The organism is Shimia sagamensis (assembly GCF_900182745.1).
GTDB classification, from domain to species: domain Bacteria; phylum Pseudomonadota; class Alphaproteobacteria; order Rhodobacterales; family Rhodobacteraceae; genus Shimia; species Shimia sagamensis.
Genome location: NZ_FXTY01000001.1, coordinates 947292 through 963577, shown reverse-complemented (window position 1 = coordinate 963577; position 16286 = coordinate 947292). Strand labels below are relative to the sequence as shown.

Sequence of the window (16286 nt, the reverse complement as noted above, 5' to 3'; positions counted from 1 at the left end):
AGTCCGTCCCGCCGTTGTGCGCCTCAGCGCCGCCGGTGAAGGGGGTTCTAAGGTTATACCAACAAAGCCGCAAGCGCTTTTTTCAACTTTCCGCACTATTCCGCAAACTTTCTCAAAAATCCAACAATATCAACACCCTAACCAGACCACTTCCGCAACCAAAAACAAACAAACAAACAAACCAAGCTCACAGACGACGATCACAGACACTTATCCACAGACTCGACCGAAGACTCACCCAAGACTCACCACGCAACAGACCAAAAACCCGAGAATCCCACGTCGGTATCACGTCTGTATCGCGGCAATATCGCAGAGGTGGGCAGATAAGGCAGGAAAGGTGACCTTTCAGAAGGCCTAACAGAGCGTGCGATGCGCCTCACCGGATCACCACTCGCGGCACTTAGGCTACAGGTGCAGGCCGTGTTCTCCCATCTTGTCACCCAGGTCTTCTGTTTCGGATATCTGGCGCTAGTCTCAAAAGCACCTCTGACCACAAGGACACGACCATGCATCGGTTGCGACGATTGATCCTGAGCTTCTCCACCCGCAGCTTTCTGCTGGGGCTTTCATTCTTTGCGGCATCCTTGACGCCGTCGCTCATCCCACGGGGGGCCACCGAGCAAGGCATCCTTGGCGGGGTGGTGATCGCAATTGGATATCTGCTAGGCCAAACCCTCAGCCTGATCTGGCAAGCGGCAGACCTACCACGCTTACAAAGACGGATCGGAAAGATGTTTGATCTGCTGTTGGCGCTCTGCGTGGTTGCTCTGACGGGATGGATATTGGTCTATAGTCTGGAATGGCAAAACGAGCTGCGGCAGAAAATGTCGATGGCCCCTGTGGAAGGGCGACATCTCCTTCAGCTGACAGGGCTGACCACCCTGACGTTTCTTATACTCTATAGCTTTGGCGCGTTGATTGCGGCGCTGTTTCATTGGGTACGAGGCAAGTTCTATCAATTCATGCCTCCGCGGCGGGCCAATGTGCTTGGCGTGCTGACAGTGACGGCCATCTTGTTTGTGGTTACGCGAGACGGGATTTTTGACCGGGTCGTGGCCTCCTTGGATCAGAGCTATGAGACGGCGCAGGAGTTGTTTGACGTGGCCCCGCCGCTGCCGACTTTGCCACATCAGTCCGGCTCACCCGCTTCGCTGATTGATTGGGCGGCCATGGGGCAGCCGGGACGGGACTTTGTGTTGAGCGGACCGGACGCCAAGGCGATCTCTGCCTTTACTGGCAAACCCGCCATGGAGCCTTTGCGCGTTTATGTGGGGCGAGCCAATGGCGAGACCCCGCAAGAGCGCGCGGAGTTGGCTTTGGCGGAGCTGATCCGCGTCGACGCCTTCGCGCGGGAGGTGTTGATTGTCACCAGCCCCACCGGCACCGGCTGGATGGATCCGGGGTCACATGATCCGGTGGAGTACATGCACAACGGCAACATCGCCACGGTCAGTGTGCAATACTCCTATTTGCAGTCGCCCCTGGCGCTGATCCTGGAAACTCGTACCGGGTTGGATCAGGCCACAGCGCTTTTGGAAGTGGTGCATGACTATTGGTCGGGTTTGCCAAAGGACAGCCGCCCTCGCCTTTATGCCCATGGGCTCAGCCTTGGGGCGTGGTCCTCGATGTATGCCACCAACCTGTTCCGCCTGCTCGACGATCCCATCAACGGCGCGTTTTGGGCCGGTCCACCGTTTCCGTCGCGGTTTTGGCATAGCATTCAGGTGGCACGCAACGCGGACAGCCCTTGGGTTTTGCCGAAAGTTGGGCGTGGCTCGCTGGTGCGTTATGCCAACCATGTTCAGGATGCCTCTGACGCGCCGCGCGCGTGGGGGCAGATGCGCATCGCCTTTTTGCAGTATTCCAGCGATCCGATTGTGTTTTATGAACCGCGCTCTCTTTGGCGTGCGCCGCCGTGGATGAACGATCCTCCGGCTGAGGATGTCTCGCGCCATTTGGTGTTCATTCCTATCGTGACCCAGTTTCAATTGGCGCTGGATATGGCGCTGTCGTTTGGCGCACCTCCCGGGCATGGCCACGCCTATTATGCGCGGGATTACATCTCGCCCTGGGCCGAGGTGACGGCACCGGAGGGATGGACCCGCGAAGACACCAAGCGATTGCGCGCCCATTGTGACCTTGGAGTTGGGCTAGGCTGTCGCAATGACTGAGGACACAGTCCTCTAGGCGACCTGACCTCTAGGCGACCTGACGTTTGACCGGTTGCGCGGCGCGTTTTTTGGGCAATTTACGGATCGCAATCAGGCCGATCACCACGGCAAGGTAGATGTAAGGCTCATACTCAAAGCCTTTGGTCTGCATGATGTAGTGCACGCCGCCCAGCGCCACGGCCAAATAGGTGGCCTTGTGCAACTTGCGCCAGCGGGGGCCAAGTTTACGGATCGATATATTGTTTGAGGTAATCGCCAGCGGCAGCAGGATCAACAGGGAGATCATGCCGACAATGATGTAGGGGCGTTTGACGATGTCCGCCCAGACTTGCGAGAGGATCTGCACGTCCAACACCATCCAGACCAGAAAATGCAGCAGGATGTAGAAGAAGGCGATTACGCCCAGCGCCCGGCGCCAGCTCAGGAAGTTGAATTTGCTAAACCGGCGCAGCGGGGTGATCAGGAGGACGGCGATCAGCACTTGTAGACCCGCTTTGCCCAGCGCGTGCTCCATGGCTTTCACGGGATCAACCCCCAAGCCGCCGCTTAACCCAGCATAGAGCAGCCACGCCGGATAGGCCGCCCCAATCAGGTAGAGCAGCCAGTTGGGCGTTTTGCGCACGAAAGTATTGAGGGGCTCGATCATGCTTTCCCTTTGCAGCAGCTGTCACCCGCTTGGATGGGCGGGCATGGCACATCGCCGTAAGAACAGAACACACAGCAATCCCCAGCCTTGGGACGCAATACTTTGGCGCAGCCTGGGCACTCCAAAAAGAACTGGCAGGAGTCCGTGGGCATCTCAAATGCCTGCGTATAGGCGCAGTGCGGGCAGGTCAGCGTGGAGGTGAGGATTATATCAGTCATAAGATCAGTAGTTTTTGCGCAGGTCCATGCCATCATAGAGGTTTGCAACCTCTGTCTCATAACCATTGAATTTCAGGGTTGGGATACGCTTGGCAAAGAAGCCGCCACCGATGGGGCGTTCAGAGGCCTGCGACCAGCGCGGGTGATCCACTTCTGGGTTCACATTGGAGTAAAAGCCATATTCACCGGGGATGGATTTGTTCCAGCTGGTGGGCGGTTCTTTGTCAGTCAGCGTGATACGCACGATGGATTTGATCGATTTGAAACCGTATTTCCACGGCACCACCAGACGGATCGGTGCGCCGTTTTGTTTGGGCATGTCTTTGCCGTAGAGGCCCGTGGCCATCAGGGTGAGCGGGTGATTGGCTTCGTCCAAGCGCAGACCTTCGACATAAGGCCAATCAAGGAACGGCGACTTCTGCCCAATCATCTCATCAGGGCGATAGAGCGTTTCAAACGCCACGTATTTGGCGGAGGATTGCACACCCGCAAGATCCAGAAGGTCTTTGAGCTCAAAGCCGTTCCACGGCACCACCATCGACCAGGCTTCAACACAGCGGAAGCGGTAGATACGCTCCTCGATGGTCATTTTGGACAGGATGTCGCCAAGCGCGTAGTCGCCGGGGCGGTCGACCATACCATCAATTTTAATCGACCACGGCTGGGTGGTCAGGCGGTGGGCGTGTTTGGCGGGGTCTTCCTTGCCGGTGCCAAACTCATAGAAGTTGTTGTACTGGGAGATGACGTCAAAATCAGTGGGGGTGAGATCGGCGGCGGCGTTTGCTTTGGGCGCGAGGGCAGTGAGGCCAAGACCGGCCATGCCGGCCATCAGCTGGCGGCGGTTCAGATAGGCGGACTTCGGGGTCACGTCGTCATGTGTGAGGTCATTGGTCCAGCGGTGCGCCATGCGGGCAGTCTCCTATTGCGTTGAGACCGTGATAGCGCAGGTTTGGGGCCGCGCGCCACACACAGGGGGTCACGATGGTGTGGGGCGATTGTAACGTTTGTGGCAGACCACGTGGGGGCCAGCCCCCACACCCCCGGGATATTTGAGGAATGAGAAAGTAGAGGGTGCTACATGGCGCCAGGGCGGGGGAAAACTTCGTTCATCGGCACAGAGCGGCCGTTGGGTTGCACCAGCCGCACGTGACGGCGGCGCAATTTGCGGGGTTCAGAGACGCCGACGGAATGCGAAATGACCTCGACTTCTTTGACCAGCGCCTTCGCGTAACGGGCCACACGCGGGGCTTTGCGGTCCACCACCAGACCTTTCTGGAAACGCGGGTCATGGGTGGTGATGCCGGTGGGGCAGGTGTTTTTATTGCACTTGAGCGCCTGAATGCAGCCCAGTGCAAACATGAAGCCGCGGGCGGAGGTGACAAAATCTGCGCCAGCCGCCAGCGCCCAGGCGATGTCGCCGGGGTTCACCAGCTTCCCTGAGGCGATCAGGCGGATGCGGTCGTGCAACTCAAATTCGTCGCGTAGATCCGCCACCAAGGGCAGCGCCTCACGCACAGGCATGCCAACCAGATCCATCAGCGGCATGGGCGCCGCGCCGGTGCCGCCTTCACCGCCGTCGATGGTGATGAAGTCCGGCGCCATGTCGACCCCGCGCCGGGCGATGGTTTCAAAGAACTCGCGCACGGTGAGTTCCGCGCCAACCACGGTCTTGATGCCTACGGGCTTGCCAGTGACCTCACGGATGTGGGCGAGGAAATCCAGAAGGTGGTCAAAGTTATCAATCTCGCGGTGGCGGTTGGGGGAGATGCCATCCTGCCCAACCTGAAGCCCGCGGATCTTAGCAATCTCTTCGGTGACCTTCTCGCCTGGAAGGATGCCGCCTTTACCGGGCTTGGCGCCTTGGGCCATTTTCACCTCGAACATGCGGATACTGTCATGGCTGGCGATCTCACGCAGCTTGGCATCGTCCAGCCCACCCTCTGCATTGCGCACGCCAAATTTGGCGGTGCCAATTTGGTAGACCAGATCACAGCCGCCCTCGTAGTGAAACGGGCTGACGCCGCCCTCCCCCGTGTTGAGCCACACACCCGCCTGTGCTGCACCGTGGCTCAGCGCCTGAATGGCGGGTTTAGAAAGGGCACCGTAGCTCATGCCCGAGATGTTGAAAAACGAGGGTGCCAGATAGGGCGTGCGGGTGGTCGGGCCGATCAACAGCGGCTCCGATTTGGCATATTCATCGTCCAGCGGCGGGAAGGGATCATTCGCAAAAATTGGCGTGCCCGGAACGTTGAGATTTCTGGTGGAGCCAAAAGCGATGGTGTTGGACTTGCCCTCCCCTGCCCGGCCAACCCATTCGCGTTGGGCGCGGTTGAACGGCAGTTCCTCGCGGTCCATGGCAAAGAAATATTGGCGAAAAAACTCGCCCAATTCGGAAAACAAATGCCGGAAGCGCCCGATGACCGGATAGTTGCGCCGGATGGCATCTTCGGTCTGTCTGCGGTCGATGACAAAAAGAATGAGCACAACAACCACCAGGAGCGCAAAGATCAGCACAAATGTCAGACCAAGGAACTCCACCACGTCAAAGGCTGTTTCCATTGTGCTTTCCATGACTGGCTCCTTTGTGGCGCGTTGGGCTTAAAGTGGAGCGTCCAAGTGAGAAGGGCAAGTCACGAATGGGCAACAGCTGCGTGAGGGAGGTGCAACAAATTTGCGAGTCTGGTCATGTCGTCAAACAGGACGTCACAGATGGGCGCAAGGCGGGTCGGATCGGTATCAGCGACGTAGCCAAAGGTACGCATGCCAGCGGCTTTGCCAGCTTTGGCTCCTGACGGGCTGTCTTCGATCACGACACATCGCGCCGGTGCGGTGTTGGCCAGTTTGGCAGCGTGCAGATACACGTCGGGGGCAGGCTTAGGCGCAGGCACGTCTTCGCGGGAGTAAATACAGCCAGCAAAGCGCTCCATGAGGCCGCACGCCGTCAAGGTTATGTCCATCTTGGTATGGGGCCCATTTGAACAGACCGCATAGGGGACGCTGGCGTGGTCCAGGTGGTCCAACACATCCGTGACACCCGGGATCACCTCACAATGTGCTGCAAGACCGGCAAACATCTCACCATAGATGAGATCAAGCCAGTTGCTTTCGAGAGTGGCGCCCATCGAAAGCGCCGTGTCGCGCACGCCAGCCATGGTGCCCCCCACAAAGAGGGTGACGATTTTCTCCGATGGCAACGAAAGGCCGCGTGTAGCGAGGTTTTCCTGAATGATACGATTGGTGACGGTTTCGCTATCAACCAACACGCCGTCGCAATCAAAAAGGACAAGAAGTGGTGCAAGTTTATGCAAAAGACCCCCAATCGAGTTTTTGGCTATCGCCATTGTGACACTTCGTAAATCAAATGAGGTCTCACCCATGCCCGATGGCTGTTCCATCACATGCATCCTTTACTTTGCAAGACCCAGAGTGGCAGGCTAGCATACATTAAACACAGACGTCCCAACCAACTCTTCTAGATTTCAGGTGGCTCCATGACAGCACGGAATGCGACACTTTGGACGAACCGGCTAGGTGTGCTGGCTTTGATGCTCTTTTGCTGCCAAAGCCTGACTGCCCAAGAAAACGCGTCTAATCCACTTGCAGCTGTCAACAACACAGACCTGCGATTCAAATCTCTAGATCTGGGAAAGGGAGCAGACAAACAGGATGCCTACGTTGACGGCGCCTTCATGCTGCGCCCTGATCTAAAACTGAAATATGAATTGCACTACAATTCAACAAACGCGTCAGGATCCCGCGAAACCAGCTTTGAAAAAGTTGGCGTCAAAGCGATTTACTTTCCAAGCGAGAGAAAACTCAATGAGACTTGGGGGATGCGCACGGCGGTGGGACTGGAGTGGATCTATGACCTCGGTGAGGCGGGCACCGGAATTGGCCCCGGCGCCGATCAATTGGCACCTTTCGCAGGGGTCGCTTTGGCCAATTTGAACACCGGCCTAACACTAATTCCACTGGTTCAGCACTTTGCGTCCTACAATGGCGGTACAGATATAAGCCAAACCTCCGCGCGCCTGATTGCTTTACAACCTTTTGCTGACACATGGTGGATCAAGGCCGATCTAAAGCTTCCCTACAATTGGGAAAACGACACATGGCCAGCCTCGGCAGAGGTGCAGCTGGGCAAAAATCTCAGTGACGGCGTGGCCCTTTATGGGGATGTGTTGGTTGGGTTGGGCAAAGATCGCACATTTGACCAGGGTATCGGCGTGGGCTTGCGGTTCAAGTATTAACATACTGAGCCAAGGCCAATTTTTGCTCATACAAATATTTGAAAGGGCGGAGATTTTCTCCGCCCTCTTTGCATTATGAAACGGCTTAATGCACGACGGCATCATCCGGTTTTGGATTGTCGCTGCTGCCAACACGGTCGCCAATCAAGAGACCCTCGGCCCCGGCGCTGACCGGCACGGTGTCGCCATCCTTGATGTCCCCTGCCAGCAACGCTTCGGCCAGTGGGTTCTGTAAGGCACGTTGCATCACGCGCTTCAGCGGACGGGCGCCAAACACCGGGTCATAGCCTTCGTCCGCCAGCCACTGTTTGGCCCCGGCGTCCAGCTCAAGGCCAATCTTGCGACCAGCAAGGCGCTTTTTGAGGCGCGCAAGTTGGATATCGACGATGCCGTCCATGTCCTGCCGCCCCAGACGGTCAAAGATGATGGTCTCATCCAGACGGTTGAGGAATTCCGGCCGGAAATGGGCGCGCACGGCGTCCATCACGTCACGACGCGCATCAGAAGCGTCCGCGCCGTCTGGCAGTTGGCTGAGCGCCTGCGCGCCGAGGTTCGACGTCAGGATGATCAGCGTTTGCTTGAAGTCCACCGTACGGCCTTGGCCATCGGTCAGCACGCCATCGTCAAGCACCTGCAAGAGCACGTTGAACACATCCGGATGCGCCTTTTCGACCTCGTCAAACAGCACCACCTGATAGGGGCGGCGGCGTACGGCCTCGGTCAGAACACCACCTTCGTCATAGCCGACGTAACCGGGAGGCGCGCCGATCAGGCGGGCAACCGCGTGTTTCTCCATGAACTCGGACATGTCGATGCGCACCATGGCGTTGTCGTCGTCAAACAGGAACTCGGCCACGGCCTTGGTCAGCTCGGTTTTACCCACGCCGGTTGGCCCCAAGAAGAGGAAACTACCCAGTGGGCGGCTCTCATCATTCAGACCCGCGCGGGCACGTCGCACCGCGTTGGACAGCGCGGTCACGGCGGAGTGCTGGCCAATCACGCGACGGTGCAGCTCATCCTCCATACGCAGAAGTTTCTCACGGTCACCTTCAAGCATCTTGGAGGTTGGGATACCGGTCCACCGCTCAACCACTTGCGCGATCTGCTCCGGGCGCACGGCTTCTTCAACGGTCATCTCGCCTTCGGCGTTTTCCGCCTCGTCGAGCTTTTTCTCCAGATCCGGGATCACGCCGTACGACAGCTCCCCCGCGCGGGCGAGGTTGCCCTCACGTTTGGCAATGTCCAGATCGGCACGGGCCTGATCCAGCGCTTCTTTGATGTCACGCGCACCGGCCAGCTTATCCCGACCCGCTTGCCATTTGGCGGTCATCTCAGCGGAGCGATCCTGCAGGTCCGCAAGGTCCTTTTGCAAGGTTTCCAGACGGTCCTTGGAGGCCGCATCATCTTCAAGTTTGAGCGCCTCTTCCTCAATCTGCAATTGCAGGATCTGACGATCAAGTGCGTCGAGTTCTTCGGGTTTGCTGTCCACTTCCATGCGCAAGCGAGAGGCGGCCTCGTCCACAAGGTCGATCGCTTTGTCCGGCAAGAAACGGTCAGTGATGTAGCGGTGGCTCAGAGTAGAAGCTGCGACCAGTGCAGAGTCAGAGATGCGCACGCCGTGGTGCAGCTCATACTTCTCTTTGATGCCGCGCAGAATCGAAATGGTGTCTTCCACGGTGGGTTCTTCGACCACAACCGGTTGGAAGCGACGGGCAAGAGCCGCGTCTTTCTCCACGTATTTGCGGTATTCATCCAGCGTGGTGGCACCGATACAGTGCAGCTCACCGCGCGCCAGTGCAGGCTTGATCAGGTTGGCCGCATCCATCGCGCCCTCAGATTTGCCCGCGCCAACAAGCGTGTGCATCTCATCAATAAAGAGCAGAATTTCGCCAGCAGCTTCGGTGACTTCGGTCAAGACTGCTTTCAGACGTTCCTCAAACTCACCACGGTATTTGGCACCCGCAATCAACGCGCCCATGTCGAGCGCCAGAAGCTTTTTGTTGCGCAGGCTTTCCGGCACGTCGCCGTTCACGATGCGCAAGGCCATGCCTTCGGCAATCGCGGTTTTACCAACGCCCGGCTCCCCGATCAGAACAGGGTTGTTTTTGGTGCGACGGCTCAGAACCTGCATGGCGCGGCGAATTTCATCGTCGCGGCCAATAATTGGGTCAATTTTGCCTTCGCTGGCACGTTCGGTGAGGTCCTGGGCGTATTTTTTCAACGCGTCATAGCCATCCTCAGCAGACGCAGAATCTGCAGTGCGGCCTTTGCGGATGTCATTGATCGCTGCGTTGAGCGTCTGCGCGGTGACGTTGCCGCCATCCAGCGCGTCTTTGGCTTTGGATTTCACCATCACCAACGCCATCAGAATGCGCTCGACCGGGACAAAACTGTCGCCTGCTTTCTTGGCCAACGCTTCGGCCTCTGCCAGCACTTTGGCAGTTTTATTGTCCATGTAGGGTTGGCCGGTGTCGCCAGACACCTGCGGCAGCTTACTGACCGCTGTGTCCACTGATTCGCGCACCATTTGTGGCGCGCCACCAGCACGGGTGATCAGATTGGCCGCCAGCCCCTGATCATCGTCCATCACTGCTTTTAGAATGTGTTCGGGCACCAAACGTTGGTGGTTTTCCCGCATCGCAATGGTCTGCGCCGCCTGAATAAAGCCGCGGGACCGTTCCGTGAACTTGCTCAAGTCCATGGCTATCTCTCCTTTTTGTAAGCGCCCGGTTCAGATGTGGCGCCCGCTTTGCGGCACGCCCCGATTGTGGGCCTCAAGCATGATGTGGGCAACAGCGGGAAATGAATCAAGATGTCGCGGCTGGAAAATTGAATGCTTTGCAAGGGTTGCACAAGTCAGTGCGAAAATGGTGCGAAAATTCCCCTAATTTGAGACAAATTTCGCCCTATTTCGGAATCACAATGCTTGAAAGAGCAGACAAGAAAGGGCCGCACCATGCATGTGACCGAGATTCAGATTTCCAACCCAACCTACCGCCAGACTTTGGGCGAGCTGTCCGCCGTGGTCAGCCTGAGTGATGACTCCCGAGATGTGCGCCTGCATTGCGCCGTCCCCGCTGAGGACGAGCGTCCCAAAGGCGCGGGCCGTTTGGCGTTGATCAAAGAAGCGCTGCGTCAGCTGAGCCGGATGCCGGAAATCCGCGCAGGCCGCGAAAAGCTGTCTTTTGCGCCGGGTGTCTATCCAAGCGAAGGCTAACTGGACAGAGCAGCGGTCTTTAGACAGACTGTCTTTATGGCCAATTTAGAAGATATCCGCAGGCGCTCCACGTGGCGTGACATGCTTGAAGGTCAGCCCCAGCATTTGGGGCTGATTGTGTTTTTGTGGCTCGGCGCCACGTCCTTATTGATGCCCTCACCTGACGGGCAGCGTTTTCTGGGACTCACGGCGCAAACCTGGGCAATCACCAGCATCGGCCTCGCAATCCTGCATCAAGTGATTGTGGCGTTTATCTTTCGCGCGGAGCTGCACCGCAATTTGGTCACCCGCCTGCACGGCGAAGCGGATCTTGCCATCTGGACACGGATGTTTCTTCCGCTTTTGGTGGCACGGCCAATCACCATTCTCATCACAGGCCTCGCGGATGTTGTGCCAATTGGGACACCGCAATGGCTCAACATCGGGTTGGGGATCACCTTTGTCGCCATTGCGATCTACGGCATGCATTCGGTGCTGACCTATTTCACCATCCGCCGCGCGGTGGGTGGCGATCATTTCCGCGAAGAGATTGCTGCGCTGCCTTTGGTGGACAAAGGCATCTTCAAATACACCTCCAACGCCATGTATGGGCCGATCTTTCTCGGCCTGTGGGGCATTGCGCTGTTGTGTGACAGTTGGAATGCGTTGGTGGTCGCCGCATTTCAGCATGCCTACATCTGGGTGCATTACTACTGCACCGAAAAGCCCGACATGGAGTGGATCTACGGCAACCGCTAAGCCTTGCGGCACAAGGCGCACGGCGCTAGAAGGCACACGTTTGCTTTGCCCCTAGAGAGCCCGGAGATACCGCCATGACCGCTGATGACCGTCTGATTGTTGCCCTTGATGTCCCAAACATGTTGCATGGCCAAGAGCTTGTGGACCAGATCGGCGATGCGGTGAGCTTCTATAAGATTGGCCTTGGCATGCTGACCGGCGGCGGTCTGGCATTGGCCAATGAGCTGAAGCAGGAATATGGCAAGCGTATTTTCCTCGACATGAAGCTGTTTGACATTGGTGCCACCGTGGAAGCGGCTGTGCGTGGCTTGGCGCAATTTGACCTCGATTTCCTGACAGTGCATGGCGATCCCCATGTGGTGGCAGCGGCCAAAGAAGGCGCGGCGGGCAGCAATTTGAAAATTCTCGGCGTGACCGTGCTGACATCGCTGGATCGCGGTGATCTGGACAACTGTCTGATCAAAGACGGCGCGATCCCTGATCTGGTGGTGGAGCGTGCTGGCAAAGCGTTTGAAGCCGGTGCAGATGGCGTGATTGCTTCGCCCCAAGAGGCGGCGATGATCCGCGCACTGCCGGAAGCTGAGGGGCGTTTGATTGTGACCCCAGGTGTGCGTCCGGCGGGCGCGGCTTTGGGAGATCAAAAGCGCGTGGCAACACCAGCCAATGCCGTCGCAGATGGCGTGGACCATATTGTGGTAGGGCGTCCGGTTTGGACCGCAGAGAACCCACGGGCAGCAGCGCAAGCCATTGTTGCAGAGATGAACTCGGCGCAGGCGCAGCAGCCAAACCGCTAAGGCGACTTAAGCGCAGGCGGCCATTGGCAGCATGAAATTGTTCGGATTGTCCGGATGTGTGTCGGCGAGAAAATCGGCGAGACGCGTCTGGAAATGCGGGATGCCTTTGGTGTGAGTGAGATACTCACGGGGTGACATCAGTTTGATGCGCTGACCCTCATCGCCAAGAACAATGTGCTGTTCCATCTCCGCTGGCAATTGCGCCGCAAAGAACCACGTAAAGTGATCCTGTCGCTGATAGCGGCGGGCCCAGATCACGTCCTGTTCTGACAGGGTCAGGCCAATCTCTTCTTCGGTCTCACGCAACGCACAGGTTAACGCGGCCTCGTCACCTTCGCGCCCGCCACCGGGGAAGTCCCAATAGTCCGGCCAAGGGATGGTGGGGATGTCATCACGCAGCACCGACACCAGCTTGTCTCCGACAAACACAATCAGCTTGGAGCCGCGATAAGCCCTGTCAGGGAAATTTGGGAATGCTATAGTCATTGCCATCTCCACAAGAAGTAGTCCAATGCCAGCAGTATGCCGCGATTGTCTTAACGAATTGGAAACCACAAGAAGATGTCCAGAGTGTGGCAGCTTGCGTGTGAGCGCCCATCCGGAGCTTTTTGAGCTGTCTATCGCGCATATGGATTGTGATGCGTTTTATGCAAGTGTTGAGAAGCGCGATAACCCGGAGTTGATCGACAAACCGGTGATTATTGGCGGCGGCAAACGCGGAGTTGTGTCCACGGCCTGTTATGTGGCGCGCATTCGCGGGGTGCGCTCTGCCATGCCGATGTTTCAGGCTCTGAAGCTCTGCCCCGATGCTGTAGTGATCAAGCCGCGGATGGAGGCTTATGTCGAGGTCAGCCGGGCAATCCGTGCGATGATGGATGAAATGACGCCGGTGATTGAGCCGCTGTCACTGGATGAGGCATTTTTGGACATGACCGGCACCGCCAAGCTGCATGGCGCGCCGCCTGCGGTGATGTTGGCGCGGCTTACAAAGCGCATGAAAGACGAGCTGGGCGTGACCGGATCGGTGGGGCTGTCCCACAACAAGTTTTTGGCCAAGGTGGCCAGCGATCTGGACAAGCCACGCGGGTTTTCGGTGATTGGCAAGGCCGAGACCGATGATTTTCTGCGCGATAAACCAGTGCGGATGATCTGGGGCATTGGACCGGTGGCACAGGAGAATTTGGAGCGGGCGGGCATTCGCACGTTTACCGACCTGTTGCGCTGGGACCAGCAGGATCTGATCGCGCGGTTTGGCAACACTGGGTATCGGTTGTGGCATCTGGCGCGGGGACAGGATCGGCGCAAAGTGTCCGCAAATGCGCCGATGAAGAGCATCAGCAACGAGACCACGTTTTTTGAGGACACCGCCAGCACCGATATTCTGGACGGACATTTGTGGCGGTTGTCTGAAAAGGTGAGCGACCGGGCCAAGGCCAAAGATTTGGCCGGGCGTGTGGTGACGTTGAAGTTGAAGCGGGCAAATTTCTCTTCAATCAGCCGGCGGGTGAGCCTGCGCGATGCGACGCAGATGGCGGACACGCTGTATCGCACCGCGCGAGGACTATTTGATCAAGTGGGCGATGAAGGGCCATACCGGTTGATTGGCGTCGGACTGGCCGATCTGGTGCCCGCGACACAAGCGGATTTGTCAGGCGACTTGCTCGACCCGAATGCTGCACAGCGCGCCAAAGCGGAACGCGCGACAGATGCTATTCGCGAGCGTTTTGGCTCAGACGCGATCCTCAAAGGGCGGGCCATGCGTTAGCCCAAGCCCTCAGGCCAGCGGCGGGGGTATTGCGAGATGCAGAGCAACACATCCGCGCCCGGCAACACTTTGCGCACATCCGCGATCATGGCGAGGTTGAGGCTGTCTATCTGCTCCGGTGTGACCGCCTGTTTTGGGTTGTAATAGACACTGACGGTGTAAGTGCGGCCGAGCTTCACCACCGACATATCAACAAAGTCACCTGGCAGGTCTGACACCGAAGCCCGCAAGGCGCGGCGCGCTTTGGCGATGATCTCCGGCTGCGCCGTGACGCCAAGCAATTCGCCCATGCCACCCCCCAAATCGCGCAGAATCTGACGCACGGCGACCAGACAGAGGAAGAACACCACAATGCTGTCGCCAATCGGCGCAATGGGGGCCAGAACGCCATCCCCAAAGGCGTAGATCATGCCGAGACCCAAGGCTGTGGCAACCGTCATGAAGCCGTCGATGGCGGCGGCTTTGCTTTCCAGCTTGAGAATTTCGCTGACCTCGCCGGTTTTCTTATAAGTGTGACGGTGCAAGGCCCAGAGGCCAAAACAGGTGGCGCTGATCACCACAAAATAGATCAACATCGGCTCGTAGTTCAGCGTTGGGATCGCCTGACCTTGAATGTAGTTGAGGATGTTCATCACCGCGGAGCCACAAGCAAAGAGGATCAGGCCAATCAATGACAGCGAGCGGAAGGTGACAAACACCGCCTCATCTGCCGCATAGCCCAGCGGACGGAAACGATCCGGGGCGGCGTCCACATTCTGGCTGATCTTGCGGCCAATGAAGGCCGAGGTGAAGGCGATCAGTGAGAACAGTCCGTCCATCATGATGGCGGTGGAGTTGGACATAATCGCGGCCAGCACCCCTGCCCCGCCCATAAACAAGCTGCCCGCCATGGCGATCGAGAGCGCCCGCATCTCGCGGGTTTTGATGGTTTGTGCGTCCATGGTTGGTCCTCACGTATCGTGTTTCCGCCAAGATAGTGCATGGCTCGAAGTTTGCGAGGGGGAGTTAGTAAACGAAGGGGATCAGTTTTGCGGTTTTGGCCGCGTAGGCGTCGAACTCCGCTCCATAACGTTGGAACAAGTAGGCATCCAATCCCGGAATGTGGACGAAGATAAAGCCAACGGTCATGAACAATGGAATTGCAAAGGCCAGCCAAGAGGTGGTGAGCAAGGCCCAGCCGGTGAACAGCACCATGTCGCCGAAGTAGTTGATGTGTATGGAATACTTGAACAGTCCGCCAGTGTAGCAGCGGCCTTTGCTCTCGGGGCGTTTCTTCCAAATCCTGCGTTGCAACTCTGATCCCGTGTTGAGGTAAGAGCCAAGCGCAATCAGCCCCAGTGCCAACATGTCCATGCCGCCAAAGGGCACCGCTGTGTCCCTCAATATACCTGCCCCCAGCAGCAGGAAACCAATTTCGAACACCGCCATAAAAGCGGACAGTGCGAGGGCTTCCAAGAGGTCCACCTTGCGTTTGAGTAGGGCAAACAGCGTGATCAGGTGGCGCAAGAAATAGAGCACGGCGCAGCCTGCCAACAGTTTGGCGCGGGCGGGATCGGCCCACTCCAGCGCAAAGGCGAGCCAAAGGCAGAGGCCGACAATGCCGCCGTGCAGCACAGCAAAGATCAGCTTGGGTCCAAAAGAGCGATCATGGGCGCGATCTACCCCGCCGGTGGTTTCAGTAGACGACATTCCGAGACCTTTCAAAACAGACAACCAAACGCGCGACACCCGTCCGCGATCTTGCATAGAACCCCTGCCGACACGGCACAGGTCAGCACAACTTCGAGACGTAAGAGAGGCGGGTTGCGTGTTGGGAACATCTTTTTAGACCACATGGACGAAAACAATTTCTTCGTAGACCTTGGGCCTGAGCCGTGTCAAACAGTTTATAGACCAATCGGACGAAAATAGATGCCAAAGATCGTTGACCATGATGCCCACCGCGCCGATTTGGCGCTGCGCGCGGCCTCCTATTTTTCCGAACATGGCTATGGGGGCGTGAGTATGCGCAAGGTGGCCGCGCATCTGGGCGTGTCCAAATCGGCGCTTTATCATTACTTCCCCACCAAAGAGGCGCTGTTTCTGGCCACCACCAAGGAAGTGATGAAATCTGTCGCGGTGCCGCAGGTTGGCGGGACCACGCAGGCGGCACAGATACAGGCGCTGACCGAGGCGATGGCTCCAACCTTTGGCAGCGAAATGGCCCTGTTATTTGACTACCTGCGCGGCAAATCGGCGGACGAGATAGCCCAAGACGAGGCGATGCAGGTGTCGGTAGCGGCGCACCGTGCAGCGGTGGCGGAGATTGTGGGCGAAGAAGCCACGCAGGAGACGTTGGAGCGCATGATGGGACGGTTGTTGATTGGGTATTTTCGGGGCGAGAACCGCGAGACCTGAGGGCAGTGGCTGACCGCGGGCGGAAGCAAAGCGCCCGCCCAAAAAGAAAAAGCCCGCCGCAAGCGACGGGCATAGCCGAAGCGCCCC

General features: G+C 57.7%; 17 protein-coding genes. 8 read left to right on the top strand and 9 right to left on the bottom strand.

Annotated features, from left to right (window positions below; translation table 11 throughout):
* Window positions 1-361: hypothetical protein (locus QOL67_RS04470; RefSeq protein ID WP_283424736.1), on the top strand; the 361-nt coding region annotated here is incomplete at its 5' end.
* Between the two features lie 148 nt (window positions 362-509).
* The gene (locus QOL67_RS04465) at window positions 510-2174 is read left to right on the top strand and encodes an alpha/beta hydrolase (RefSeq protein ID WP_283424735.1); all 1665 of its coding nucleotides are present in this window, start codon (window positions 510-512) and stop codon (window positions 2172-2174) included.
* 28 nt (window positions 2175-2202) lie between these two features.
* Here QOL67_RS04465 and msrQ read toward each other — a convergent pair whose 3' ends face one another.
* The 5 genes from msrQ to QOL67_RS04440 all read right to left on the bottom strand — a co-directional run bounded on the left by msrQ (window position 2203) and on the right by QOL67_RS04440 (window position 6433).
* Window positions 2203-2820, bottom strand: coding sequence for a protein-methionine-sulfoxide reductase heme-binding subunit MsrQ (gene msrQ / locus QOL67_RS04460; protein WP_283424734.1), 618 nt, complete (start codon window positions 2818-2820; stop codon window positions 2203-2205).
* Window positions 2817-3038 carry a GDCCVxC domain-containing (seleno)protein gene (locus tag QOL67_RS04455; RefSeq protein ID WP_283424733.1) on the bottom strand — a complete coding sequence of 74 codons (222 nt, stop codon included), beginning with the start codon at window positions 3036-3038 and terminating at the stop codon, window positions 2817-2819. The genes msrQ and QOL67_RS04455 overlap by 4 nt, the downstream gene beginning before the upstream one ends.
* A gap of 4 nt (window positions 3039-3042) precedes the next feature.
* Window positions 3043-3945: a protein-methionine-sulfoxide reductase catalytic subunit MsrP gene (msrP, locus tag QOL67_RS04450; protein WP_283424732.1), complete on the bottom strand. Its 903-nt coding sequence runs from the start codon at window positions 3943-3945 to the stop codon at window positions 3043-3045.
* 167 nt (window positions 3946-4112) lie between these two features.
* Window positions 4113-5609: an FMN-binding glutamate synthase family protein gene (locus tag QOL67_RS04445; protein WP_430458931.1), complete on the bottom strand. Its 1497-nt coding sequence runs from the start codon at window positions 5607-5609 to the stop codon at window positions 4113-4115.
* 59 nt (window positions 5610-5668) lie between these two features.
* A complete protein-coding gene (locus QOL67_RS04440; RefSeq protein ID WP_283424731.1) occupies window positions 5669-6433 on the bottom strand; it encodes an HAD family hydrolase in 765 nt (254 codons plus the stop codon).
* A gap of 96 nt (window positions 6434-6529) precedes the next feature.
* Between QOL67_RS04440 and QOL67_RS04435 the strand changes: the two genes are divergently transcribed.
* Entirely contained in the window at window positions 6530-7288 is a 759-nt protein-coding gene (locus tag QOL67_RS04435; protein ID WP_283424730.1) for a hypothetical protein, read from the top strand.
* Window positions 7289-7373: 85 nt separating this feature from the next.
* On the opposite strand, the gene clpB is transcribed toward QOL67_RS04435, so the two are convergent.
* On the bottom strand, window positions 7374-9989 hold the full coding sequence (gene clpB, locus QOL67_RS04430) for an ATP-dependent chaperone ClpB (protein ID WP_283424729.1): 2616 nt from the start codon (window positions 9987-9989) through the stop codon (window positions 7374-7376).
* A 255-nt stretch (window positions 9990-10244) separates the two neighbouring features.
* On the opposite strand from clpB, the gene QOL67_RS04425 reads away from it, so the two are divergent.
* From QOL67_RS04425 to pyrF, 3 genes are all read left to right on the top strand, one after another.
* Window positions 10245-10505, top strand: a complete 261-nt coding sequence (locus QOL67_RS04425) for a hypothetical protein (RefSeq protein WP_283424728.1) — start codon at window positions 10245-10247, stop codon at window positions 10503-10505.
* A 36-nt stretch (window positions 10506-10541) separates the two neighbouring features.
* A complete protein-coding gene (locus QOL67_RS04420) occupies window positions 10542-11243 on the top strand; it encodes a methyltransferase (RefSeq protein WP_283424727.1) in 702 nt (233 codons plus the stop codon).
* 74 nt (window positions 11244-11317) lie between these two features.
* Window positions 11318-12037 carry an orotidine-5'-phosphate decarboxylase gene (gene pyrF / locus QOL67_RS04415; RefSeq protein WP_283424726.1) on the top strand — a complete coding sequence of 240 codons (720 nt, stop codon included), beginning with the start codon at window positions 11318-11320 and terminating at the stop codon, window positions 12035-12037.
* A gap of 6 nt (window positions 12038-12043) precedes the next feature.
* Here the strand turns inward: pyrF and QOL67_RS04410 are convergent, their stop codons facing one another.
* A complete protein-coding gene (locus QOL67_RS04410; RefSeq protein ID WP_283424725.1) occupies window positions 12044-12523 on the bottom strand; it encodes an NUDIX hydrolase in 480 nt (159 codons plus the stop codon).
* A gap of 25 nt (window positions 12524-12548) precedes the next feature.
* On the opposite strand from QOL67_RS04410, the gene QOL67_RS04405 reads away from it, so the two are divergent.
* Entirely contained in the window at window positions 12549-13802 is a 1254-nt protein-coding gene (locus QOL67_RS04405; protein WP_283424724.1) for a DNA polymerase IV, read from the top strand.
* Here QOL67_RS04405 and QOL67_RS04400 read toward each other — a convergent pair.
* Window positions 13799-14743, bottom strand: coding sequence for a cation efflux transmembrane domain-containing protein (locus QOL67_RS04400; protein ID WP_283424723.1), 945 nt, complete (start codon window positions 14741-14743; stop codon window positions 13799-13801). The genes QOL67_RS04405 and QOL67_RS04400 overlap by 4 nt on opposite strands.
* Window positions 14744-14807: 64 nt before the next feature.
* Window positions 14808-15491 carry a DUF1295 domain-containing protein gene (locus QOL67_RS04395; RefSeq protein WP_283424722.1) on the bottom strand — a complete coding sequence of 228 codons (684 nt, stop codon included), beginning with the start codon at window positions 15489-15491 and terminating at the stop codon, window positions 14808-14810.
* 222 nt (window positions 15492-15713) lie between these two features.
* On the opposite strand from QOL67_RS04395, the gene QOL67_RS04390 reads away from it, so the two are divergent.
* Window positions 15714-16199, top strand: coding sequence for a TetR/AcrR family transcriptional regulator (locus QOL67_RS04390; RefSeq protein WP_283424721.1), 486 nt, complete (start codon window positions 15714-15716; stop codon window positions 16197-16199).
* Window positions 16200-16286: the final 87 nt, after the last annotated feature.

What these genes read in the sequence shown, in the direction of transcription:
- QOL67_RS04465 (WP_283424735.1), top strand. Translation starts at nt 510, where the DNA reads ATGCATCGGTTGCGACGATTGATCCTGAGCTTCTCCACCCGCAGCTTT.
- msrQ (WP_283424734.1), bottom strand. Translation starts at nt 2,820, where the DNA reads ATGATCGAGCCCCTCAATACTTTCGTGCGCAAAACGCCCAACTGGCTG.
- QOL67_RS04455 (WP_283424733.1), bottom strand. Translation starts at nt 3,038, where the DNA reads ATGACTGATATAATCCTCACCTCCACGCTGACCTGCCCGCACTGCGCC.
- msrP (WP_283424732.1), bottom strand. Translation starts at nt 3,945, where the DNA reads ATGGCGCACCGCTGGACCAATGACCTCACACATGACGACGTGACCCCG.
- QOL67_RS04445 (WP_430458931.1), bottom strand. Translation starts at nt 5,609, where the DNA reads ATGGAAAGCACAATGGAAACAGCCTTTGACGTGGTGGAGTTCCTTGGT.
- QOL67_RS04440 (WP_283424731.1), bottom strand. Translation starts at nt 6,433, where the DNA reads ATGGAACAGCCATCGGGCATGGGTGAGACCTCATTTGATTTACGAAGT.
- QOL67_RS04435 (WP_283424730.1), top strand. Translation starts at nt 6,530, where the DNA reads ATGACAGCACGGAATGCGACACTTTGGACGAACCGGCTAGGTGTGCTG.
- clpB (WP_283424729.1), bottom strand. Translation starts at nt 9,989, where the DNA reads ATGGACTTGAGCAAGTTCACGGAACGGTCCCGCGGCTTTATTCAGGCG.
- QOL67_RS04425 (WP_283424728.1), top strand. Translation starts at nt 10,245, where the DNA reads ATGCATGTGACCGAGATTCAGATTTCCAACCCAACCTACCGCCAGACT.
- QOL67_RS04420 (WP_283424727.1), top strand. Translation starts at nt 10,542, where the DNA reads ATGGCCAATTTAGAAGATATCCGCAGGCGCTCCACGTGGCGTGACATG.
- pyrF (WP_283424726.1), top strand. Translation starts at nt 11,318, where the DNA reads ATGACCGCTGATGACCGTCTGATTGTTGCCCTTGATGTCCCAAACATG.
- QOL67_RS04410 (WP_283424725.1), bottom strand. Translation starts at nt 12,523, where the DNA reads ATGACTATAGCATTCCCAAATTTCCCTGACAGGGCTTATCGCGGCTCC.
- QOL67_RS04405 (WP_283424724.1), top strand. Translation starts at nt 12,549, where the DNA reads ATGCCAGCAGTATGCCGCGATTGTCTTAACGAATTGGAAACCACAAGA.
- QOL67_RS04400 (WP_283424723.1), bottom strand. Translation starts at nt 14,743, where the DNA reads ATGGACGCACAAACCATCAAAACCCGCGAGATGCGGGCGCTCTCGATC.
- QOL67_RS04395 (WP_283424722.1), bottom strand. Translation starts at nt 15,491, where the DNA reads ATGTCGTCTACTGAAACCACCGGCGGGGTAGATCGCGCCCATGATCGC.
- QOL67_RS04390 (WP_283424721.1), top strand. Translation starts at nt 15,714, where the DNA reads ATGCCAAAGATCGTTGACCATGATGCCCACCGCGCCGATTTGGCGCTG.